13 protein-coding genes are annotated in these 22,129 nt (G+C 32.7%); 7 read left to right on the top strand and 6 right to left on the bottom strand.

The genetic code is table 11. From position 1 onward, the window contains the following. Positions 1–6: 6 nt before the first annotated feature. The gene (locus tag IEV10_RS09685; protein WP_188374519.1) at positions 7–1,221 is read left to right on the top strand and encodes a S41 family peptidase; all 1,215 of its coding nucleotides are present in this window, start codon (positions 7–9) and stop codon (positions 1,219–1,221) included. 56 nt (positions 1,222–1,277) lie between these two features. Here the strand turns inward: IEV10_RS09685 and mnmE are convergent, their stop codons facing one another. Continuing rightward, entirely contained in the window at positions 1,278–2,669 is a 1,392-nt protein-coding gene (gene mnmE, locus IEV10_RS09690) for a tRNA uridine-5-carboxymethylaminomethyl(34) synthesis GTPase MnmE (RefSeq protein ID WP_188374520.1), read from the bottom strand. A 117-nt stretch (positions 2,670–2,786) separates the two neighbouring features. On the opposite strand from mnmE, the gene IEV10_RS09695 reads away from it, so the two are divergent. Continuing rightward, positions 2,787–3,938, top strand: a complete 1,152-nt coding sequence (locus IEV10_RS09695) for a TlpA disulfide reductase family protein (RefSeq protein WP_188374521.1) — start codon at positions 2,787–2,789, stop codon at positions 3,936–3,938. 42 nt (positions 3,939–3,980) lie between these two features. Here the strand turns inward: IEV10_RS09695 and IEV10_RS09700 are convergent, their stop codons facing one another. Beyond that, positions 3,981–6,032, bottom strand: a complete 2,052-nt coding sequence (locus IEV10_RS09700) for an HD family phosphohydrolase (protein ID WP_188374522.1) — start codon at positions 6,030–6,032, stop codon at positions 3,981–3,983. A 114-nt stretch (positions 6,033–6,146) separates the two neighbouring features. Between IEV10_RS09700 and IEV10_RS09705 the strand changes: the two genes are divergently transcribed. After that, the gene (locus IEV10_RS09705; protein ID WP_188374523.1) at positions 6,147–7,325 is read left to right on the top strand and encodes an acetyl-CoA C-acyltransferase; all 1,179 of its coding nucleotides are present in this window, start codon (positions 6,147–6,149) and stop codon (positions 7,323–7,325) included. A 9-nt stretch (positions 7,326–7,334) separates the two neighbouring features. Then, positions 7,335–8,084 carry a C40 family peptidase gene (locus tag IEV10_RS09710; protein ID WP_188374524.1) on the top strand — a complete coding sequence of 250 codons (750 nt, stop codon included), beginning with the start codon at positions 7,335–7,337 and terminating at the stop codon, positions 8,082–8,084. A gap of 45 nt (positions 8,085–8,129) precedes the next feature. Here the strand turns inward: IEV10_RS09710 and IEV10_RS09715 are convergent, their stop codons facing one another. After that, positions 8,130–9,404, bottom strand: a complete 1,275-nt coding sequence (locus tag IEV10_RS09715; protein ID WP_188374525.1) for a tetratricopeptide repeat protein — start codon at positions 9,402–9,404, stop codon at positions 8,130–8,132. A 26-nt stretch (positions 9,405–9,430) separates the two neighbouring features. Next, positions 9,431–11,959, bottom strand: a complete 2,529-nt coding sequence (gene gyrA / locus IEV10_RS09720) for a DNA gyrase subunit A (RefSeq protein ID WP_188374526.1) — start codon at positions 11,957–11,959, stop codon at positions 9,431–9,433. Positions 11,960–12,218: 259 nt separating this feature from the next. Here gyrA and IEV10_RS09725 point away from each other — a divergent pair, with 259 nt between their 5' ends. Continuing rightward, positions 12,219–14,774 carry an ATP-dependent Clp protease ATP-binding subunit gene (locus tag IEV10_RS09725; RefSeq protein ID WP_188374527.1) on the top strand — a complete coding sequence of 852 codons (2,556 nt, stop codon included), beginning with the start codon at positions 12,219–12,221 and terminating at the stop codon, positions 14,772–14,774. Positions 14,775–14,823: 49 nt separating this feature from the next. Here the strand turns inward: IEV10_RS09725 and hutH are convergent, their stop codons facing one another. Then, positions 14,824–16,374: a histidine ammonia-lyase gene (gene hutH / locus IEV10_RS09730; protein WP_188374528.1), complete on the bottom strand. Its 1,551-nt coding sequence runs from the start codon at positions 16,372–16,374 to the stop codon at positions 14,824–14,826. A 125-nt stretch (positions 16,375–16,499) separates the two neighbouring features. Between hutH and IEV10_RS09735 the strand changes: the two genes are divergently transcribed. Continuing rightward, positions 16,500–17,879 carry a TlpA family protein disulfide reductase gene (locus IEV10_RS09735; protein ID WP_188374529.1) on the top strand — a complete coding sequence of 460 codons (1,380 nt, stop codon included), beginning with the start codon at positions 16,500–16,502 and terminating at the stop codon, positions 17,877–17,879. A gap of 40 nt (positions 17,880–17,919) precedes the next feature. Here IEV10_RS09735 and IEV10_RS09740 read toward each other — a convergent pair whose 3' ends face one another. Further along, positions 17,920–19,473, bottom strand: a complete 1,554-nt coding sequence (locus tag IEV10_RS09740; protein ID WP_188374530.1) for an NAD(P)H-hydrate dehydratase — start codon at positions 19,471–19,473, stop codon at positions 17,920–17,922. 208 nt (positions 19,474–19,681) lie between these two features. On the opposite strand from IEV10_RS09740, the gene thrA reads away from it, so the two are divergent. After that, a complete protein-coding gene (gene thrA, locus IEV10_RS09745; RefSeq protein ID WP_188374531.1) occupies positions 19,682–22,129 on the top strand; it encodes a bifunctional aspartate kinase/homoserine dehydrogenase I in 2,448 nt (815 codons plus the stop codon).

Consider the following 22,129-nt stretch of genomic DNA (forward strand, 5'->3'; position numbering starts at 1 on the left):
AACTCAATGCGTTTATCCATACTAATCTCGATACTTTTAATTACAAATATAATTTATGGTCAGCTTTCCTTTGTTGACGATATTAATATTCCAGTAGAAAATTACAATCAAAATTTTAAACAAATAAATGCTATAGTAGCTAAAAATTATAGTCATTTAAAAAATAAGAATATTGATATCGACTCTTTATATAGTTTCTATCAAAACAAAATATCTGAAATCGCAAATAAAGAAGATTATTTTAAATGTTTACTAACGTATTTTTCAAAACTTAAAAACTCACATACAACTATTCATCTTAGAGATTACGGTATAAAAGCTTCTGTTAAGATGATTGAAAATAGACTTTTTTTGCATAAAGTAGACGATGCAGATTTTGTTAAATTGGGAGTTAAAAAAAATGATGAAATTCTGCAAATAGATAACAGACCAATAATAGAATGGCTAAACATTCAACGAAAATTTGTAAGTGCCTCTACCCTTGATGGCGAATTAAATAATACGTTATGGAAAGTATTTAATAGTGAGTTTAAAATATCTAGAACATATACTATTAAAACCACTAATGGATTAAAAACAATTGCAAAAAAGCTAAATATACCAACTGAATACAGTTATTCATTTCCTAACAATATAACCAAAAGTAATGGTAGAAAACTCAACGAAACTACAGGCTATATTACTATAAATTCAATGACTGGTAATGTAGTAAAAGAATTTGAGGCTTCTTTTAATTCATTAATGCATTTACCTAATTTGATAATTGACTTAAGAGAAAACACTGGTGGGAATTCAATTTTCAGTGAACAAATAGCTAGATATTTAATATCTTATCCAACAAGAGCTTGTGTCTCTAGAAAAAAAATAAAACCTAAGAAAAATAGATATAAGGGAAAGTTATATGTGCTAATAGGTGTTAAAACAGCATCTGCTGGTGAAAGTTTTGCTATTGATTTGTTAGAAAGTGGAAATGTAAAACTAATAGGTAGTCCTACTGCAGGAGACACAGGTAACAATCCTAAAAATTTTACAACTGATTATGGAATTTCCTTTAGAATCCCAATACGCAAACCTCCTCAAATTTCTTTTAATGGTTTTCCTATGGAAGGAACTGGTTTACCACCGCATTTTGAAATTAATCAAACAGTAGAAGATTTTAAAAGTGACACAGATACGGTTTTGGAGTATACTTTAAACTATATTGCGAAAATTAAAGGATAAATTACACATCTTTATTCTCCTGCCTATATTGTTTACTACTTGTTTGTTAATTGGAATTACTTCCCGATACAAAAGTTAGCAAAGATATTTCCTAACAAATCATCAGTAGTAATCTCGCCCGTGATTTCACCAAAATGAAATAGTGATTGACGGATATCAATAGCCATTAGGTCTCCTGAAAGTCCCATTTCTAGACCAGACTTCACTTTATTAATTTCTTCAAAAGCCTTTAAAAGTGAGTCGTAATGACGAGTGTTTGTAACTATTGTTTCATTATTACGAAGTGCACCAGTATTTACAAATCCTGTCAATTTATCTTTTAGTGATTCTACTCCAACTCCAGTTTTTGCTGAAAGCAAATGAAGGTTTATAAATTGAGATTGTAGTTTACCTAGTTCATCATTGGTTATCTTATCAATTTTATTTGCAATAATTACTAATGGTTTTTGAGGAAAACGATTCTTTATTTTTTCGATTTCAACCTTCAAGCGTTGACTTTCAGTTTTAAACTCCTCAGCAGAAAACAACAGAACAACCACCTGAGCTTGCTCCATTTTCTCAAAAGTTTTTTTGATACCAATACTTTCTACAATATCTTCGGTTTCACGTATACCAGCAGTATCTATAAATCTAAAGCCAATACCTCCAATAGAGATTTCGTCTTCAATAGCATCTCGTGTTGTTCCTGCTATATCACTAACTATAGCACGCTCTTCATTTAAAAGTGCGTTAAGCAAAGTAGATTTACCAACATTAGGCTCGCCTACTATAGCGACAGGTATTCCATTTTTAATGACGTTACCAACTGCAAAACTATCTATGAGTCGTTTTAATACAAATGAGATTCTATCTATGAGTTCTTTAAACTCTGATCTATCCGCAAACTCTACATCTTCTTCAGCAAAATCTAATTCTAATTCAATCAAAGATGCAAAATTCATTAACTCTTCTCGAAGCTTAGCTATTTCTGAAGAGAAACCGCCTCGCATTTGTTGCATTGCAATTTGATGCGAGGCAGCATTATCACTAGCTATTAAATCAGCTACTGCTTCAGCCTGACTTAAATCTAACTTACCATTTAAAAAAGCTCTTAGAGTAAACTCACCTGCATTAGCCATACGACAGCCAGTTCTTAGAAATAATTGAATAATTTCTTGTTGTATATATTGGGAACCGTGGCAAGAAATTTCAACAACACTTTCTCCTGTATATGAATTTGGATTCTTAAATATTGAAACCAAAACTTCGTCAATCTCTCGAGTTCCATCTATGATATGACCAAGATGTATCGTATGAGACTTTTGATTAATTAAAGATTTGTTATCCTTTACAGACCTAAAATGCTTGTCAATATAAGTTATAGCATCTTTACCCGAAAGTCTTATCACAGCAATGGCACCACTTCCAGAAGCTGTGGCTAAAGCTACAATTGTATCATTATTAATCATGTAGTTTTCTTTAAGACAAAAATAATGCTTTTACTTTTTTAAGATATAATTTACATTAGTATATATAATCTCTTAAAGCTAACTTTTTATATTTGTGGAAGAATTAAAAAATGAATTATGAAAAAATTGATTTGCATCGCTTTTTTAAGTTTATGCGTTTTTGGTTGTAAAAAAGAACAGCGAACTGACTATGTTATTAATGGAAAAGCAAAAGGACTCTATAATGGCATTAGAGTTTATTTGAATACAATGGATGAACGTGGAAGAATAACCGCAATAGATACTGCTATTGTCATGAACGAGACTTTTACTCTAGATGGTACTGTGGAATACCCCTCTTTACATTACATTACAGTAAATGGAGTAAACGGTCGTCTCCCTGTAATTATAGAAAATGCTGTATTAGAACTTAATATCAATCAAGAAAAATTTTCAAATTCAAAATTAAAAGGTTCTAAGGAAAATGATATCTATTCTGAGTTCGGTTTTAAAGTGAGTGAATTAAGAAAGAAACTTGTTGACGCTAAAAAAAAATATAATCAATCATTCATTTTAAATGATACATTAAATCTAAGTAATGACAAACAGTTCTTAGAAAATCTCGAAAAAGAATTTAATGATTTTCCTTATGCTCATATAGAAAAAAATAAAGAAAAATATTCTTCTCTTACTATACTTAGCGCACAATTAAATTCTAGAAATCTAGACACTGAGAAATTTATCTCTACATATAATAACCTTGATGAAAATATTAAAACTACATCCGAAGGTAGAAAAATTGGAGAAATAATAAACAGTATAAAAGAAAAACTTAAATCTGAAAAATCTACAACGATAGGCGCTATTGCTCCTGAATTTTCTGCGCCTAATCCTGAAGGAAAAATTGTAGCATTAAGTGATGTTGTTTCTAAAGGAAAAATTACGATTATAGATTTTTGGGCTGCTTGGTGTGGGCCTTGTAGAAGAGAAAATCCAAATGTTGTCAAAGTATATAATAAGTATCACGATAAAGGCTTAGAAATTATTGGTGTTGGATTAGATGGTAGACGTGGGCAACAGAATCCAAAGGAAGCATGGATAAAAGCTATAAAGGATGATAATCTAACTTGGCATCAAGTATCTAACTTAAAATACTTTGACCAAATTGCAAGACGTTATAATGTAGGCTCTATTCCGTCAATGTTTGTATTAGATAATGAAGGTAAAATTGTTGCTAAGAATTTAAGAGGCTTGGCTTTGGAGAATAAAATTGCCGAATTATTAAACTAACTAGTAATTAATCATAAAAAAGCCAGCTATCTAGCTGGTTTTTTATTCTGGATATTCAATCCGTAAATGATATATATTTGCCAGTTTTAATTTAAGTACACGCTTTATAGATTCTATATCTTTAAAGGTAATATCTGCATTTAAAAACTGTCCCATTTCTACTTGTTTATTAATAATATTCTCAACAAACTCATTAATTTTTGTACTCGTAGGAGACTTAAGACTCTTAGAAGCAGCCTCTACACTATCACACATCATTAATATAGCTGTTTCTCTACTGAAAGGTTTTGGACCAGGATAAGAGAAATCCTCTTCTTTAGCAAACTCATTGACCGCCAATTCCGTTTTATAAAAATAGTAAACCATACTTGTTCCATGATGCGTCCTTATAAAATCTATAACGCGATCAGGTAAATTATTCTTTTTAGCAATCTCTATACCATTTATAACATGATCGATTATTACCGAAGCACTTTCTTTTGAAGACAATTCATCATGTGGATTGATACCTGTAGATTGATTTTCTGTAAAAAATGTAGGGTTTTTCATTTTACCAATATCATGATATAAAGCGCCTACTCTAGCTAGCATAGCATTTGCACCAATTTCATTTGCCGAAGCTTCTGCCAAATTTGCAACATTCAATGAATGATGAAATGTACCTGGTGCTTTATTTGATAATTCCTTTAATAATTTAGTATTAGTATCTGATAGCTCTAATAATGACACGTCTGACACCAAACCAAATAATTTTTCATAGATATATATTAGTGGTTGTACAAAAAGTGTCGCCAAACCTCCAAGAATAAAAAGACCAAATGTTTCCCATTTTATATTAGAAATTTGCCCTTCATGAATGACAAAAAAAGCAAAGTATGCGATGATATATATTAAGGTGATTTGTCCAACTGAAATAAAAAGATTAGCTCTTTTATATAATTCTGAAACTGTTAGAATAGTAACTATACCTGCAATTATTTGCAAAAACATATACTCGTAACTATTTGGTACAATAAAACCTAACAGCAATACTGTAAGAACGTGCGCAAAAAGACCCAATCTAGCATCGAAAAATGCCTTAAGAACTAAAGGCAAAATACATAATGGCACAACATACAGATACTGCGAATTATAATTGGTAACAATAGTTGTTAGCACAACCATTACAACAATATTAAAGAAGATAAAAGTGACCTTAGTATTATTAAGAAACACATCAGATCGGTATTTCCTAAGAAAGAGTAATAACATTAAAAGTGCTAAGGCAACTAATAATGTATACGCCATAATTACCCAATTATAATTACTAGAACTCCAAACTTGAGACTCATATTCTGACTTTAAAGAATCAAGAATATTAAACTGATTATCCTCAACAACTTGCCCTTTAGAAATTATTAAAGTGCCTTCAGAAACTAAACCTCTTGTAGGCGATATTGTAGACAGTCTCTCTTCCAATACTTTATCTGTTAGAGATTTATTGAAACCTACATTTGGCTCTATAATATTAAAAAACAAGGACACAAAATCACTCTCATATTCTTGAAGATTATTTTGTCTTAATACCCCTTGTAGATATGGTCGAATATCTGTTTGAGCAAATAAATCTTTAAATTGAATCTTACTCTTCTGTTTATTATTTTCAATGAGTATAATCTGACGATTTTCATCATAATTATAAACAGAATTTAAAACCCCATATTTATAAATATCTTCTAAAGCTTTTTGTCCTTGATTATATAAAACTAATCTGTTTTCAAAACCAGTAATAGAATCTTCAAAAATGGTATTAAACTCTTCAAGATATCTATTAATAGCTGATGTCTTTATTTTTAAATCAACTTCAAAATACAGTTCGTTATTATCCGTAATTCGTTTTACTTCTTCATCACTTTGAGCTTTAGATTTTTTTATAGCAAAATCAAAAGGCGCATACAAATTTTCAGATTGCCAAGGCTTTCCTTTTTCAAAAGAATACCTAAACTTTCCAGTTTTGGGGAATAGGTAAACAATAAAAAAAGTTGTCCCTAGTAAAAGAAGCAGCTTATATATTAGCGCATGGTTGCGGTACCATTTATTTACAAGTTCATTCATAGGTAATCAAATGTAATAAATATATGTATTTTGTGGTTTGTTTAAGAAAGATTTCGTTATCAAATCTCTTAAAAATCATTAAATTCGCATCAGCAAAAATCAATTTATAGTAAAATGGAGAAACAAGTTGTAATAGTATCAGCCGTAAGAACCCCAATAGGTAGTTTTATGGGTGTTTTATCTACTGTTCCTGCTCCAAAATTAGGTGCAACAGCAATAAAAGGTGCTTTAGATAAAATAAATTTAAATCCCGAACTGGTAGAAGAAGTATTAATGGGTAATGTTGTCCAAGCTGGTACTGGACAAGCTCCAGCTAGACAAGCAGCCATATATGCCGGAATACCTGACTCTGTCCCCTGTACAACTATAAATAAAGTTTGCGCATCTGGTATGAAAGCTATTATGCAAGCTGCTCAAGCTATTCAGCTTGGTGATGCAGATATCGTAGTTGCTGGCGGAATGGAGAATATGAGTTTAATACCGCATTATTATCATGCAAGAACAGCAACAAAATTTGGACCTACCACTTTCGAAGATGGTATGCAAAAAGATGGTCTTGTTGATGCTTATGATAAAAATGCCATGGGTGTTTGTGCAGATGCATGTGCAACAGAATATGATTTCTCAAGAGAGGACCAAGATGCGTTTGCTATTCAATCTTACGAACGTTCAAAAAACGCATGGGAATCAGGAAAGTTTAATAATGAAGTTGTACCTGTTGAAGTCCCACAAAGACGAGGTGAACCAACTATTATTGACCATGATCAAGAATATACTAATGTAAAAATGGAAAAAATTCCAGCATTGCGACCAGCCTTTACAAAAGAAGGTACGGTAACTGCAGCAAATGCTTCAACAATAAATGATGGTGCAGCAGCAATGGTATTAATGAGTAAAGAAAAAGCTGAAGAATTAGGTTTAAAACCAATTGCAACTATAAAGAGTTACGCAGACGCGGCTCAAGAGCCCAAATGGTTTACAACTGCACCTGCAAAAGCATTACCAAAAGCATTATCTAAAGCTAACTTAAGCATAGATGATGTAGATTTCTTTGAGTTTAATGAAGCCTTTTCTGTTGTTGGGCTAGCTAATATGAAAATATTAGACCTAGACGACAGTAAAGTAAACGTTAATGGAGGTGCTGTGTCATTAGGCCATCCGCTTGGGTGTTCTGGAGCCAGAATTCTTGTAACCCTAGTAAACGTATTAGAACAAAATAATGCAAAATATGGAGCAGCAGCAATTTGTAATGGCGGTGGTGGAGCTTCAGCATTAGTATTAGAGCGTTCTTAAAATCTATTTATGCAATACGGAATTTGTAATCTTGGAATTGTTCCAATGCGTTTTGAATCTAGCGATAAATCCGAACTTGTATCACAGGTTTTATACGGTGAAGTTTTTAAGGTTTTAGAAAAGCGTAAAAAATGGAGTAGAATTCGTATTGCGTTTGATAAATATGAAGGCTGGATAGATAATAAACAATATCTAGAGATTAATGAAGAAAATTACAAATCAATAGCTAAGAGTCAGCCAATATTATCTTCAGATTTACTAGAATATATCTCGGACAGTAACGGTAATATATATACAATTCCACTTGGGTCATCTCTTAATGGTCTAGAATTACTAAATCATAAATTTGATGGTAATCAACTATCCAAAATACAGGATAGATCAAACCTAATTAAAACTGCATTTCTTTACCTTAACGCTCCATATTTATGGGGTGGAAAAACGCCTTTTGGCATAGACTGCTCTGGTTTTACGCAAATGGTTTATAAAATAAATGGATATAAGCTAAAACGTGATGCTTCACAACAAGCTACACAAGGTGAAGCTTTGAGTTTTATAGAAGAAAGTGAACCTGGTGATTTAGCATTTTTCGATAATGCAGAAGGTAACATTATTCATGTTGGTATTATTATGGAAGACAATTATATTATTCATGCACATGGAAATGTAAGAATAGATCGACTCGATCATATTGGTATATACAATGTTGAAACCAATACCCATACTCATAAACTTAGGGTCATTAAAAAAGTGATATAAAAAAAGCGACCTTATTTAGGTCGCTTTTTTTATAAAGTAATATTTTTAATTACCAGCTTCCATTTCAGCAATTTTTTCTTTCATTTCTTTATATTTATCGGTCATAAATGCCCCACTATATAAATCTCTTAAGTACTTTCCTGTGTCTAATTGAGGGTTTAATTCAAATGCTTTTTCAATATAAGGAATAGCTTTTTTATATAGTTCTAAACGATCGGACCTTAACTTATCATAACGAGCATTGTCAGCAGAAGAATTACCCAAGCTGTTCATTTCTTCAACAATCTGAACATCAGGCTCTAAAATTAAAGAACCCATATTAAGGTATGCATCAGACATTTTAGGGTTGACCTTTATAGCATCTTCAAAATACTTTTTTGCCATTTCATACTCAGAAATTTCCATAGCAAATATACCAAAGTTCATTAGGTTAGTAGCATCACCAGCAATCAAACTACTAGCACTATTTAGAAGAGGCTTTATTTTATCTTTTTGACCTGATGCTAAATATGCTTTAGCCTCCGCAATAACCAATTGAGTATCATCAGGATTATATTCTTTTGCCTTAGCAATGAGCTCTAATGCTCTATCCGTTTTATTTTGACTTGAATAAATTAGAGCCATATAGCGTAATATTTCTCCTTGTTTTGAAGGCAGCTTTTTTTCTTTTGGTGCAATATAACTCTTGGATTTTACGGATGCATCTCTTAATTGTTTACTATTAAAAATTTCCTCTTGGCCAGTCTCTTTATTGGTAGCAACATACTGAACAACAGTTCCTTGATAATTCATACTCTGCAACTGCTCATAAAATTCCAATGATTTATCATACTTTTGTGCGTTTAAATAAGAAGATGCGGCAGCATATAAGAACAATGTATCCTTTTTGGATAAAGTATAAGCCTTATAAAACTTATCACCTGCTTGTTCACTTTTTCCATTTTGAACTGCTTTATATGCAGATTGTACAATAGATTCAAATATTTGATTTTTTATAACTAAAGCTTCTTTTAAAAATTTTGATTTTTTGGTTGTTTCATTTAAGGAAACTAAATCTTCTACTGCTTTTAATGCTACATCTATATCTGAGCTCGATATAGCACCATTTGAATAAAGAGTTTTAGCTTTTAAAAAATAAAACTTATCCTTAGTCTTATCATCCATATTCCCTAGTAAAGATTCTGCAGCTTTAACACTAGATTTTGCTGTTGCAAAATTATTACTCTTTAACGCTTTCTCGATAGCCTTAATCTCGTTCTTTTGAGCAAACGACATCGAGCCAATTACAAGTGCGCAAATTAAAGTTATTAGTTTTTTCATTTTTAATCTATTAATTTTAGTTATTCTTAGTTTTCTGTTTCATTGTTATCAATAGCCGTGCCACCTTCATCTGCAGACTCATTTTCAAGACTTTGGCCTTCTAATTCTTCTTCATCTTCATCTTTCATAACCTTAGCCACAGCGGCAATAGAATCGCTTCCTTTTAGGTTAATTAATTTAACCCCTTGTGTTGCTCTTCCCATAACTCTTAAATCAGATACCGTCATTCTAATTGCTATACCAGATTTATTGATAATCATTAAATCATCTTCATCTGTAACATTCTTGATAGCTACTAAGTTACCTGTTTTTTCGGTAATAGAGATAGTTTTCACTCCTTTTCCACCTCTATTTGTAATCCTATAGTCTTCTAAACTTGAACGTTTACCGTAACCATTCTCGGAAACCACAAGTATATTACTATCCATATCATTAACTGCAATCATACCTACAACTTGATCCTTATCATTTTGAAGCCTTATACCTCTTACTCCTGAAGCATTACGTCCCATAGGTCGAGTTTTTGCTTCTTCAAAACGAATGGCTTTACCAGAACGTAAAGCTAGCATTACTTGACTTTCGCCAGTCGTTAACTTAGCTTCAAGCAACTCATCGTTCTCTTTAATTGTAATAGCATTAATACCATTTGTTCTAGGTCGTGAGTATTGCTCAAGAGATGTTTTCTTTACTTGACCATTCTTCGTCGCCATGATAACATAATGACTATTAATATAATCTTCGTCTTTAAGGTCTTGCGTACAAATAAAAGCCATTACCTTATCATCTTGTTCAATATTAATAAGGTTTTGGATGGCTCTACCTTTAGATGTTTTACTTCCTTCAGGAATTTCATAAACACGCATCCAAAAACATTTTCCTTTTTGTGTAAAGAATAACATGTATTGATGGTTTGTGCCAACAAATAAATGTTCTAAGAAATCCTCATTACGAGTGGTAGATGCTTTCTGACCAACTCCACCTCTATTTTGTGTTTTATATTCGGTTAACGATGTACGCTTGATATAGCCTGCATGAGAAATAGTAATTACCACTTTCTCATCCGGAATCATATCTTCGATACTTAAATCTCCGCCAGCATATTCAATTAAAGAACGGCGATCATCGCCATATTTAGATTGTACTTCTAATAATTCTTCCTTAATTATATCCATACGACGCTCTTTCTTGTCTAAGATATCTTTAAGGTCTTCTATTGTTTTCATTAAAGCATCATACTCTGCTCTAAGCTTATCTTGTTCAAGACCAGTCAACTGACGCAAACGCATCTCTACAATAGCTTTTGCCTGTATTTCAGTTAGTTCGAAACGCTCAATTAATTTAGCTCTAGCTTCATCGGCATTTGCACTAGCTCGAATAAGTGCAATTACTTCATCAATATTATCTGAAGCTATTATTAATCCTTCGAGTATATGTGCACGTTCTTCTGCTTTATTTAATTCATACTTAGTACGACGAACGACAACTTCATGTCTATGCTCAACAAAATGGTGAATTAAATCTTTAAGGTTTAACATTTCTGGTCGGCCATTAACCAACGCAATATTATTTACACTAAAAGAAGATTGCAGTGCAGTATACTTATAGAGTTTGTTTAAGACAATGTTAGGAATTGCATCACGTTTTAATACATAAACAATTCGCATTCCATTTCTATCAGATTCATCACGAATAGTAGAGATGCCATCAATCTTCTTATCGTTAACTAAATCAGCTGTTTTCTTAATCATATCAGCTTTATTTACCTGATACGGAATCTCGTTAACAATAATGCACTCTCTACCGTTAACTTCTTCGATATTAGCTTTACCTCTTAAAACTACACGACCACGACCAGTATGAAAAGCTTCCTTAACGCCATCATAACCATAAATTGTACCTCCTGTAGGAAAATCTGGTGCTTTGATGTGCTGCATTAACTCATCAATTTCAATATCGTTATTCTCGATATAAGCAACTGTACCATTGACAACTTCTGTTAAGTTATGAGGAGGCATATTAGTTGCCATCCCTACTGCAATACCTGATGCCCCATTTACTAAAAGTCCAGGAATACGCGTTGGTAATACTGTTGGTTCTTTTAAAGTGTCATCAAAATTTAATTTATGGTCTACAGTATCTTTATCAATATCTGCCAACATGTCTTCAGAAATCTTGCGCATACGCGCTTCTGTATAACGCATTGCAGCAGGACTATCGCCATCAATAGAACCAAAATTTCCTTGACCATCAATCAGCATATATCTTAGACTCCACTCTTGTGCCATACGAACCATAGTATCATATACTGAGGTATCACCATGTGGGTGATACTTACCTAATACTTCACCTACAATTCTTGCAGATTTCTTATGTGCTGTATTTGCTCTAACTCCTAGTTCATGCATACCGTAAAGAACACGTCTATGCACAGGTTTTAATCCATCCCTCACGTCTGGTAATGCACGTGACACTATGACCGACATCGAATAATCGATGTATGCCGATTTCATTTCATCTTCAATGTTAATAGGGATTAATTTTTCGCCTTCTGCCATATTATATATGTTAATTTATTTACTTAATTTTCATAACGTGCTAATATAAGTATTTTGTTAGGTTTAGGCCTGTTTTTACGACTTACATTTAGGGGTTTTTATTAACAATTTTTAACGGTATTTTCGTTGATAACTATATAGTTCAATATTTTGATTTATAAACCTTTTTTAGTCTATTCGTTAATTTCATATTAATAAGGAATGGTTTTTGCCTTATTCATATTGAATTTATTATTTTTAATGCAGAACGATTTTTAATATGGATGATAATTTTTCACCTAGAGTAAAAGATGTAATTGCCTATAGTAAAGAAGAAGCTTTACGATTAGGTCACGACTTTATTGGTACTGAGCATTTAATGCTTGGCCTACTCAGAGACGGCAATGGGAAAGCCATAGACATACTAACTGCTTTAGAAGTAGACTTAAATCATCTGCGTAGAAAAGTTGAGATTTTAAGCCCTGCTAATCCTAATGTAACAGTAACGTCTAACGAAAAGAAAAACTTGCATTTAACAAGACAGGCAGAACGCGCACTAAAAACCACTTTTTTAGAAGCAAAACTGTTTCAAAGTACATCTATAAACACCGCACACTTACTATTGTGCATTTTAAGAAATGAAAACGACCCTACTACTAAACTTTTAAATAAGTTGAAAGTAGATTATGATAATGTAAAAGAAGAATTTAAATCTATGATAACAAACGACGAGGACGACTTCTTAGAAACTCCAAAAGCGGAGTCATTTTCTGATGATGACATGAGTGAATCTGATGATAATGCAAAGCAAAACCCTTTTGGTGGTACCTCTCAAAAAGGCAATAAAAAGTCTAAAACACCTGTTTTAGACAACTTTGGTAGAGATTTGACTATACTTGCCGAAGAAGGAAAATTAGACCCTGTAGTTGGTCGAGAAGAAGAAATACAGCGTGTTTCTCAGATACTTAGCAGGCGTAAAAAGAACAATCCTTTATTAATTGGAGAACCGGGTGTTGGTAAATCTGCAATTGCAGAAGGTCTAGCTTTGCGTATTGTAAAACGAAAAGTGTCTAGAACTCTATTTAACAAACGAGTAGTCACTCTTGATTTAGCAAGTTTAGTAGCTGGCACAAAATATAGAGGTCAGTTTGAAGAACGCATGAAGGCCGTTATGAATGAGCTTGAAAAGAATGATGATATTATCCTTTTCATTGATGAAATTCATACCATAGTTGGTGCTGGTGGTGCAACAGGAAGCCTAGACGCATCTAACATGTTTAAACCCGCTTTAGCAAGAGGTGAGATACAATGTATTGGTGCTACTACTCTAGACGAGTACAGACAATATATCGAAAAAGATGGCGCTTTAGAACGTCGTTTTCAAAAAGTATTGGTAGAGCCAACAAGTGTTGAGCAAACCATCGAAATACTTAACAACATTAAAGGTAAATATGAAGAGCATCATAATGTAAATTATACAGATGAAGCTATAGAAGCTTGTGTAAAATTAACTAACCGATACATGACAGAACGGTTTTTACCTGACAAAGCTATTGATGCCTTAGATGAAGCGGGTTCTCGAGTACATATTACAAATATTGATGTACCTAAACAAATCATTGAGCTTGAGAAAAAGCTTGAAGAGGTAAGAGAAACAAAAAATAGTGTTGTAAAAAAACAGAAATATGAAGAAGCAGCTAAACTTAGAGATGACGAAAAACGTATTGAAAAAGATTTAGCCTTAGCTCAAGAAAAATGGGAAGATGAAACAAAACTTCATCGCGAAGTTGTTTCTGAAGAAAATGTAGCAGATGTTATCTCAATGATGACTGGTATTCCTGTAAATAAAATTGCTCAGACAGAGATTAACAAGTTGGCAGAATTACCTAGCTTAATTAAAGGTCGCGTTATTGGACAAGATGAAGCTGTTAAGAAAGTTGTTAAAGCAATACAGCGTAATAGAGCTGGTTTAAAAGACCCAAATAAGCCTATAGGTTCGTTTATCTTCTTAGGACAGACTGGTGTTGGTAAAACGCAATTGGCAAAAGTATTAGCTAACGAATTATTTGATAATGATGATGCACTCATAAGAATTGATATGAGCGAATACATGGAAAAGTTTGCTATTTCTAGGTTAATAGGTGCACCTCCAGGATACGTTGGTTATGAAGAAGGTGGGCAGTTAACCGAAAAAGTAAGACGTAAACCTTATGCTGTAGTCCTTTTAGATGAAATTGAAAAAGCACATCCAGATGTGTTTAACATGCTGCTTCAAGTACTAGATGATGGTTATTTAACAGATAGTCTTGGACGCAAAATCGATTTTAGAAATACCATTATAATTATGACTTCCAATATTGGTGCCCGTAAACTAAAAGATTTTGGAACTGGTGTAGGATTTGGTACCTCAGCAAAAGAATCGCAAGCCGCAGATCATGCCAAAGGCATTATTGAAAATGCACTTAAAAAAGCATTTGCGCCGGAGTTCTTAAATCGTATTGATGATGTAGTTGTTTTCAACACACTAGAAAAAGAAGACATTAATAAAATTATTGATATCGAATTGGTTAAACTTGTAAAGCGAATTAAAGATTTAGGCTATGAATTAAAGCTTTCTAAAAAAGCTAAGGACTATATAGCTAATAAAGGTTTTGATTCGCAATACGGTGCTAGACCTTTAAAAAGAGCCATTCAGAAATATATAGAAGATGCTTTAGCAGAAGAAATTATTAACTCAAAAATCCAAGAAGGTGATACAATTTCAATGGATTTAGATGAGAAAAATGATGTTTTAAAAATTAAAGTAAAGTCATCGAGCGAGACTAAAGAGTCATAATTTCTAAGCTATATAATTTTAAAAGCCATTTCAAATGAAATGGCTTTTTTTATTCATTCTCTAAAAGACTTGCTTTTATACCATAATCGTTCAAAAACAACTCAAAGTCATTGATGTCGTATTTCTTCAAAAACTGAATGGTTTTTTCAATATCATCATGTAAAATTTCATCTTTCTTAATAAAAGGCACTTCTTTTCTATAGGCTTTCAAAAATAATTCTATAAACTTAGAGGACTTAAATGGCTTCCTAAATTCCATAGCTTGTGAGGCATTAAACAATTCTATAGCAATAATGCGTTCCACATTTCTAATCAAACTATAAGCCTGTGTTGCTGCATTTGCACCCATGCTTACATGATCTTCTTGGCCATTACTCGACACAATACTATCAATACTAGCTGGTGTTGCCAATTGTTTATTAGCACTTACAATACTAGCTGCTGTATATTGCGGAATCATAAAACCAGAGTTTAAACCTGGATTATCTACAAGGAATGCCGGCAAACCACGTAAGCCTGATACCAACTGAAAAATACGGCGTTCAGAAATATTACCAATTTCTGCCATAGCAATTTTGAGATAGTCAAAGGCTAAAGCCAAAGGTTGACCATGGAAATTTCCTGCTGAAATTATTTCATCTTCATCTGGAAAAATATTTGGGTTGTCTGTTACCGAGTTTATTTCTGTAATCATGGTTTTCTCAACAAAATCAATAGTATCTTTTGTAGCGCCATGAACTTGAGGAATACATCTAAAAGAATATGGGTCTTGCACATGTTCTTTTTCACGATTAATCAACTCACTATCTTTTAAAAATTCTGTAAAACGACGTGCTACTTTCAACTGTCCTGCATGTGGTCTAATCAGATGAACCAAATCATTAAACGGGTCAATTCTTCCATCAAACGCATCTAAAGAAATACTTGCCACAATATCCGCCAAATATGAAGTTTTATGCGACAACAATAAGCAGTATACTCCGTAAGATGTCATAAACTGCGTACCATTTAATAAAGCCAAACCTTCTTTAGCTTCCAATTTTATTGGTTTCCAATTAAATTTCTTTAAAACTGTGGTAGTATTTACCAAACGGCTTTGATACGTCACCTTTCCTTTACCAATTAAAGGCAAAGACAAGTGGGCTAAAGGTGCTAAATCACCTGAGGCACCTAAAGAACCTTGTGTGTATACAAACGGAAAAATATCATTATTAAAAAAATCAACTAAACGTTTAACTGTAGATAACTGCACACCACTATGACCAAAACTCAAAGATTTAATCTTGAGCAATAACATAATCTTGACAATAACTTCAGGGACTTTGTCTCCAGTACCACAGGCATGAGACATTACTAAGTTCTCTTGTAGCTTTGTTAAATCTCGTTTTGAGATTTTTACATTATATAATGAACCAAAACCAGTATTTATGCCATAAAAAGGTTTGTCATTTTCAGAAAGTTTAGAATCTAAATATACCTTAGATCTTTTTATAGCTTTAGCAACATCATCAGAGAGTTTAATCTTTTTGTGATTAAAGATGATATCATTAATATCCTTTAGCGTCAGTTTAGAACCAGAAATTGAATAGTATTTAGCCATCAAATTATATTTTAATCAAAATTGATTATATCTTTTATACTATGCAAAAAATGTTAATAATTAATCAACACATAAGATTGCGGCCATTAAAACGTTAAATTCGTTATACCAAAAAAGTTAAACCAATGAAAAAATTAGCATTAATTCTTTGCATACTATTGATTGTATCCTGTAAAGAAGACCAAAAAGATTATGCTTTAGTATCTGGAGCTTTTAAAAATACAAAAGCTAAAGAAGTTATAATCTCAAAAGGTGAAACCGAATTTAAATTAGCAATTAATGATGACGGAACATTTAGCGATACTCTAAAAATTGAAAAGCCTGGGTTTTATAATTTTTCAGCTGATGGTCCGCCAAAATCGGTCTATATAGATTTTGGTGACAATTTAAAAGTTATTGCTGATGCAAAATCTCCAATACTTGAGATGACGTTTGAAGGTGAAGGCGCTATTGAAAATAATTACCTATCGTCTAAAGTTGGTGTAAGAAGTTTCGCTGATAAGGGTGCAAAAGCTCTTTTCTCATTAGACGAAGTTGCTTTTAGAAATAAAATCGAAAGTGATAAAAACGAAAATCTAAAAACCTTAAGTAGCATAGAAGGTATAGATTCAAATTTTAAAACATTAGAAGAGACAAATCTTAAATACGAAACACTAACGCTTTATAATGATTATCAAAATGGTCATCGTTATTTTACAAATAAAAGAGAATTTGAAGTTTCTGAAGACTTTTTACCGCAAAGTCTAAAGGATATGGTATTTGATAGCGGCTCTGATTATGAAAATTCTGAAGCATATAAAAAATTAGCTCTAAACACCTCATTAGATGCTACTTTTAAAGACATAGAAAGCTTTTCAAATATCAAACCTGCAGATTTAACTCCTATTTCTGAAATTAAAATTCAGGCTCTTAAAAATGATGTTATATCGTATGTGGGAACTATGATTATGTCTCCTGCTAATGCTAATATGAAGGATATTTATCAATTCTTTTCAGACAATTCAACAGATCCAGAAACAAAAAAAATATTAACTAACACCTACAATAAAAATAAAAATCTATTAAAAGGCATGCCTTCTCCAAAATTTGTAAATTATGAGAACAATGCAGGTGGTGAGACATCATTAGATGATCTAAAGGGAAAATATGTGTATGTCGATGTTTGGGCAACCTGGTGTGGACCTTGTATCGGAGAAATTCCTTCACTTAAAAAAGTTGAAAAACAATACCACGGAAAAAATATAGAATTTGTCAGCGCATCAATTGACACACCTAATGCATATGACAAATGGAAGTCTATGATTAAAGAAAAAGAATTAGGTGGTACACAATTATTAGCAGATAATGCTTGGCAATCTAAATTTGTGCAAGATTATGCTATTGATGGTATACCTAGATTTATTTTAATTGACCCTGATGGTAATATTATTAGTGCAGATGCACCAAGGCCTTCTAATCCAGAATTAGTAAGTATGCTTGACTCAGAACTTGACAAAACCAAATAACATATTACAATTACTAAAAAGCCCATAATTATGGGCTTTTTTATGCTTTATCTTCTGTTTTAACCTCTTCTTGAGCTTGTTCAGGTTGTTTAAATAAATCTATGTAAGCTTCACCTAAATAATCAATGATGTTTCCAGCTAATAAACTCTGATATCCAAACTCTTCAACTGCTAAATCTCCTGCTCGCCCATGCAAATACACACCAAAGAGTGCAGCTTCAATTGGTAAATGTTTTTGGCTTAAGAGTCCGGTAATTATACCTGTTAATACATCTCCAGAACCTGCAGTGGACATACCAGAGTTACCTGTAACATTTATAAATTTTTTCTGACCATAAACAGTGATTGTATGCGCACCCTTTATGACTAATATTACCTTATGTTTACTAGAGAATGTTGAAGCTTTCTCTAATTTTTCAAAATCACTAGACCAGGTCCCTATTAAACGTTCTAGCTCTCTATGATGAGGAGTTAAAATCGAGTTTTCAGGAACTAACTTTAACAACTTTTTATTTTCAGAAAGCATGTTAATGGCATCAGCATCAATCACAAGTGGCACTTTATTACTTTTCAAAAAGGCCTCATAAGCTTGGATTGTAGAGGTATCAGTTCCTATGCCAACACCTATCCCAATTGCAGATGGGGTAATATCAAAGTTTATATCTGTTATTTTCTTTTCATCAATATCTGTCATTACCATCGCTTCAGGCAAAGAGGTTTGAAGTGGCAAATAACCACATTCTGGTACATAAGCAGTCACCATACCTGCACCTGAAACTAATACTGAACGTGTTGCCAATTGTACTGCTCCTATTTTACCATAACTACCACCAATAATAAGACCATGACCAAAATCACCTTTATGAGAAAACTTTGTTCTAGGTTTATAAATTGGTAGAACTTCATTTTTTGAAATAAGCTCAACTTCGGTATCGGTAGTCATCAAATATTCTCTATCTATACCTATATCAATAACTTCCCATTGTATCGTATAATCTGCTGTTTCTGGTAAAAAGAATACTAATTTTGGAGATTGAAAGCTTAACGTGTAATTCGCTTTTACAACACCATTAACATCTTCTACAGGTTTATCTGTATATAAACCAGATGGTATGTCTACAGAAAGTGTAAATGCCTCTGAAGCTTTAAAATGATGAAACAGTGCTTTAATCCAATCCTCAATAGAACGATTTAGACCGATTCCAAAAATGGCATCGACTATAATATCATCTTTATGTATTTCTGGAAAATCAGATTCGCACTTTAATAACTGTGGCCACTTTTTGGTAACCTCTTTAACCTTATCGTAACTTGTTAAAAAATCTTTTGAGCGACTATTACCGCAGTTTACAACATAAGTTTCAACATTGTATCCATGAGTAATCAGATGTCTCGCTAAAACCAATCCATCACCACCATTATTACCTATGCCACAAAAAATATGAATAGGCACTTGTGCACCCTGCATACGCATATGCATCCAATTAAAAATTTGAAGACCTGCACGCTCCATGAGTTCAGAAGGCGGCAATTTTTGTCGTTCTTCAGTTACTTTATCGCCCTCATATATTTGTTCCTTCGAAAAGACTTTCATTCTATGTATTTTAAATATATAATCATCCTGTGATTATATTTTTTTATTCTGGTAAAAATAATACATTTGATTAGTAATGTTGTTAAAACATTTGGATGCATAAAATAATAGCTATTAAAATTGCAAAGTGCTTATTATTAAGCTTTTTGCATGTAATATTCTAGCTCTCAAATTTGTATAAAATCAATAATTTTCTAACATCAATCACATGAAAGTATTGAAATTTGGTGGAACATCGGTCGGTTCTGCCTCTAACATAAACAATGTAATTTCTATCCTAGACAAAAAGTCAAAAGACGGTAAGGTAATTGCTGTTGTTTCTGCTGTAGGAGGAATAACAGACAAGCTCTTAGCTGCAGGTAATCTAGCAATAAAAAAAGACGAGGCCTACAAAGACGTTTTTACTGAAATTCAGAATGTTCATGTTACACTTGTAAAACAACTCATTCCATCAGAGAATGAAGCCATAATAGCTGCTATAGAAAACAAATTCAAAGATTTAAAAAGTCTTCTTGAAGGTTTGTATCTTTTGAATGAGTTAACACCAAAAATATCAGATAAATTGGTAAGTTTTGGAGAGCTTATGTCTTCATACATTATTACAAAATGTATGTTTGCAAGAAGCTTAGATGTTGTTCGTAAAAATTCTCAAGAATTAATTATCACTAACTCTAACTATGGCGATGCGGATGTAGAACTAACTCTAACAGAAAAAAACATTCAAACCTATTTTAAGGCATCGGAATCTTTGATTACGATTCTTCCCGGTTTTGTTGCAAAAAATCAGGATGGTGAAGAAACAACTTTGGGTCGTGGTGGCTCTGACTTCACTGCATCAATAATTGCAGCAGCTTTAAATGTGGAAATCCTAGAAATATGGACAGATGTTAGTGGTATGTATACTGCTAATCCTAAATTGGTAAAACAAGCCGTCCCAATTGAACAGTTGTCATTTCAGGAGGCAATGGAATTATCACATTTTGGTGCTAAAGTTCTATACCCACCAACGGTACAACCAGTATTGGATGCTAATATCCCAATTTTAATCAAAAACACCATGCAGCCTAATGATGCTGGAACAAAGATTTCTGACGAGACTAAAGCATCAATTAAAAATCCTGTAAAAGGCATAACGCATATTAATGATATTGCGCTTCTTACTCTACAAGGTCCTGGTATGGTTGGTATTCCTGGTTTTTCTAAGCGCTTGTTCGAAACCCTAGCAAATGAAAAAATCAATGTCATTTTTATAACGCAAGCCTCTTCAGAACATGCCATTTGCTTTGGAATAGACATCAGAGATTCTCAAACAGCACAAAACGTTATAGATAAGACCTTTGAATATGAAATTACTCTTAAAAAAATAGAACCAATTCTTGTAGAAACAGGACTGTCTATTATTGCATTGATTGGTGATAATATGAAAAATTATCAAGGCATTAGTGGTAGAATGTTCAGTACACTTGGCAAAAATAATATTAATGTTAGAGCCATTGCGCAAGGTGCGTCAGAGCGAAATATATCGGCTGTGATTGATGAAAGTGATATAAAAAAGGCCTTAAATTCACTACATGAACGCTTTTTTGAAGTCCAAACCAAACAACTCAATGTCTTTATAGTTGGTGTGGGTAATGTTGGTGAGCGCTTAATAGATCAGATTGAACAACAACATGGCTTCCTTAAAGAGAAACTAAAGATAGATGTCCGTATTGTGGGAATGGCAAATTCTCGCAAAATGGTTTTTAATAATGAAGGTATAGATTTAGAAAACTGGCCTTCCGCTTTTGACTTTGCAGAACAATCAAATTTAGAACGTTTTTTCAATAAAGTGATAGAACTTAATTTGCGTAATAGCATTTTTGTAGATATTACTGCAGACGAAAAAGTCTCTGATTGGTATGCGCACTATTTAAGAAATAGCATCGCAGTTGTAGCTTGTAATAAAATTGCATGTTCTGGTGCTTATGACACCTATGAAAACTTACACAATTTAGCATTAAGTTACAACACTGCATTTTTATATGAGACAAATGTAGGTGCAGGATTACCAATTATTAACACACTAAATAACCTAGTAGCTTCTGGAGATAAAGTAACAAGTATACAAGCCGTCTTATCTGGCAGTCTAAATTTTGTTTTTAACCATTTTGGGGATCATACCAATTTTCATGACACCGTAAAACGTGCTCAATTTGAAGGCTATACAGAACCAGACCCACGTATTGATTTAAGTGGTATTGATGTTGCCCGAAAAATTTTAATATTAGCCAGAGAAAATGGCGGTAAAATGGAGATAGAAGATATTGAAAATGAATCTTTCTTGACTACTGCAAATTTAGAAAGTAGTTCTGTAGATGATTTTTATGATACTCTTAAAGAAGATGAGTCACACTTTCAACATATTTATGCTTCAGCAAAAGCAAATAATTGTCAATTAAAGTATGTAGCTGAGTTTAAAGATGGAAAAGCAAAAGTAGGCTTACGTGAAATTCCTGAAGGTCACCCATTTTACAATTTAGAAGGTAAAGATAATATTGTGATGTTCTATACAGAACGTTACCCAGAGCAACCACTAATTGTAAAAGGTGCTGGCGCTGGTGCTGATGTCACTGCTTCTGGGTTGTTTGCAGACATTATAAAAATTGGAAATAAATAA

Source organism: Winogradskyella haliclonae (assembly GCF_014635865.1).
GTDB classification, from domain to species: domain Bacteria; phylum Bacteroidota; class Bacteroidia; order Flavobacteriales; family Flavobacteriaceae; genus Winogradskyella; species Winogradskyella haliclonae.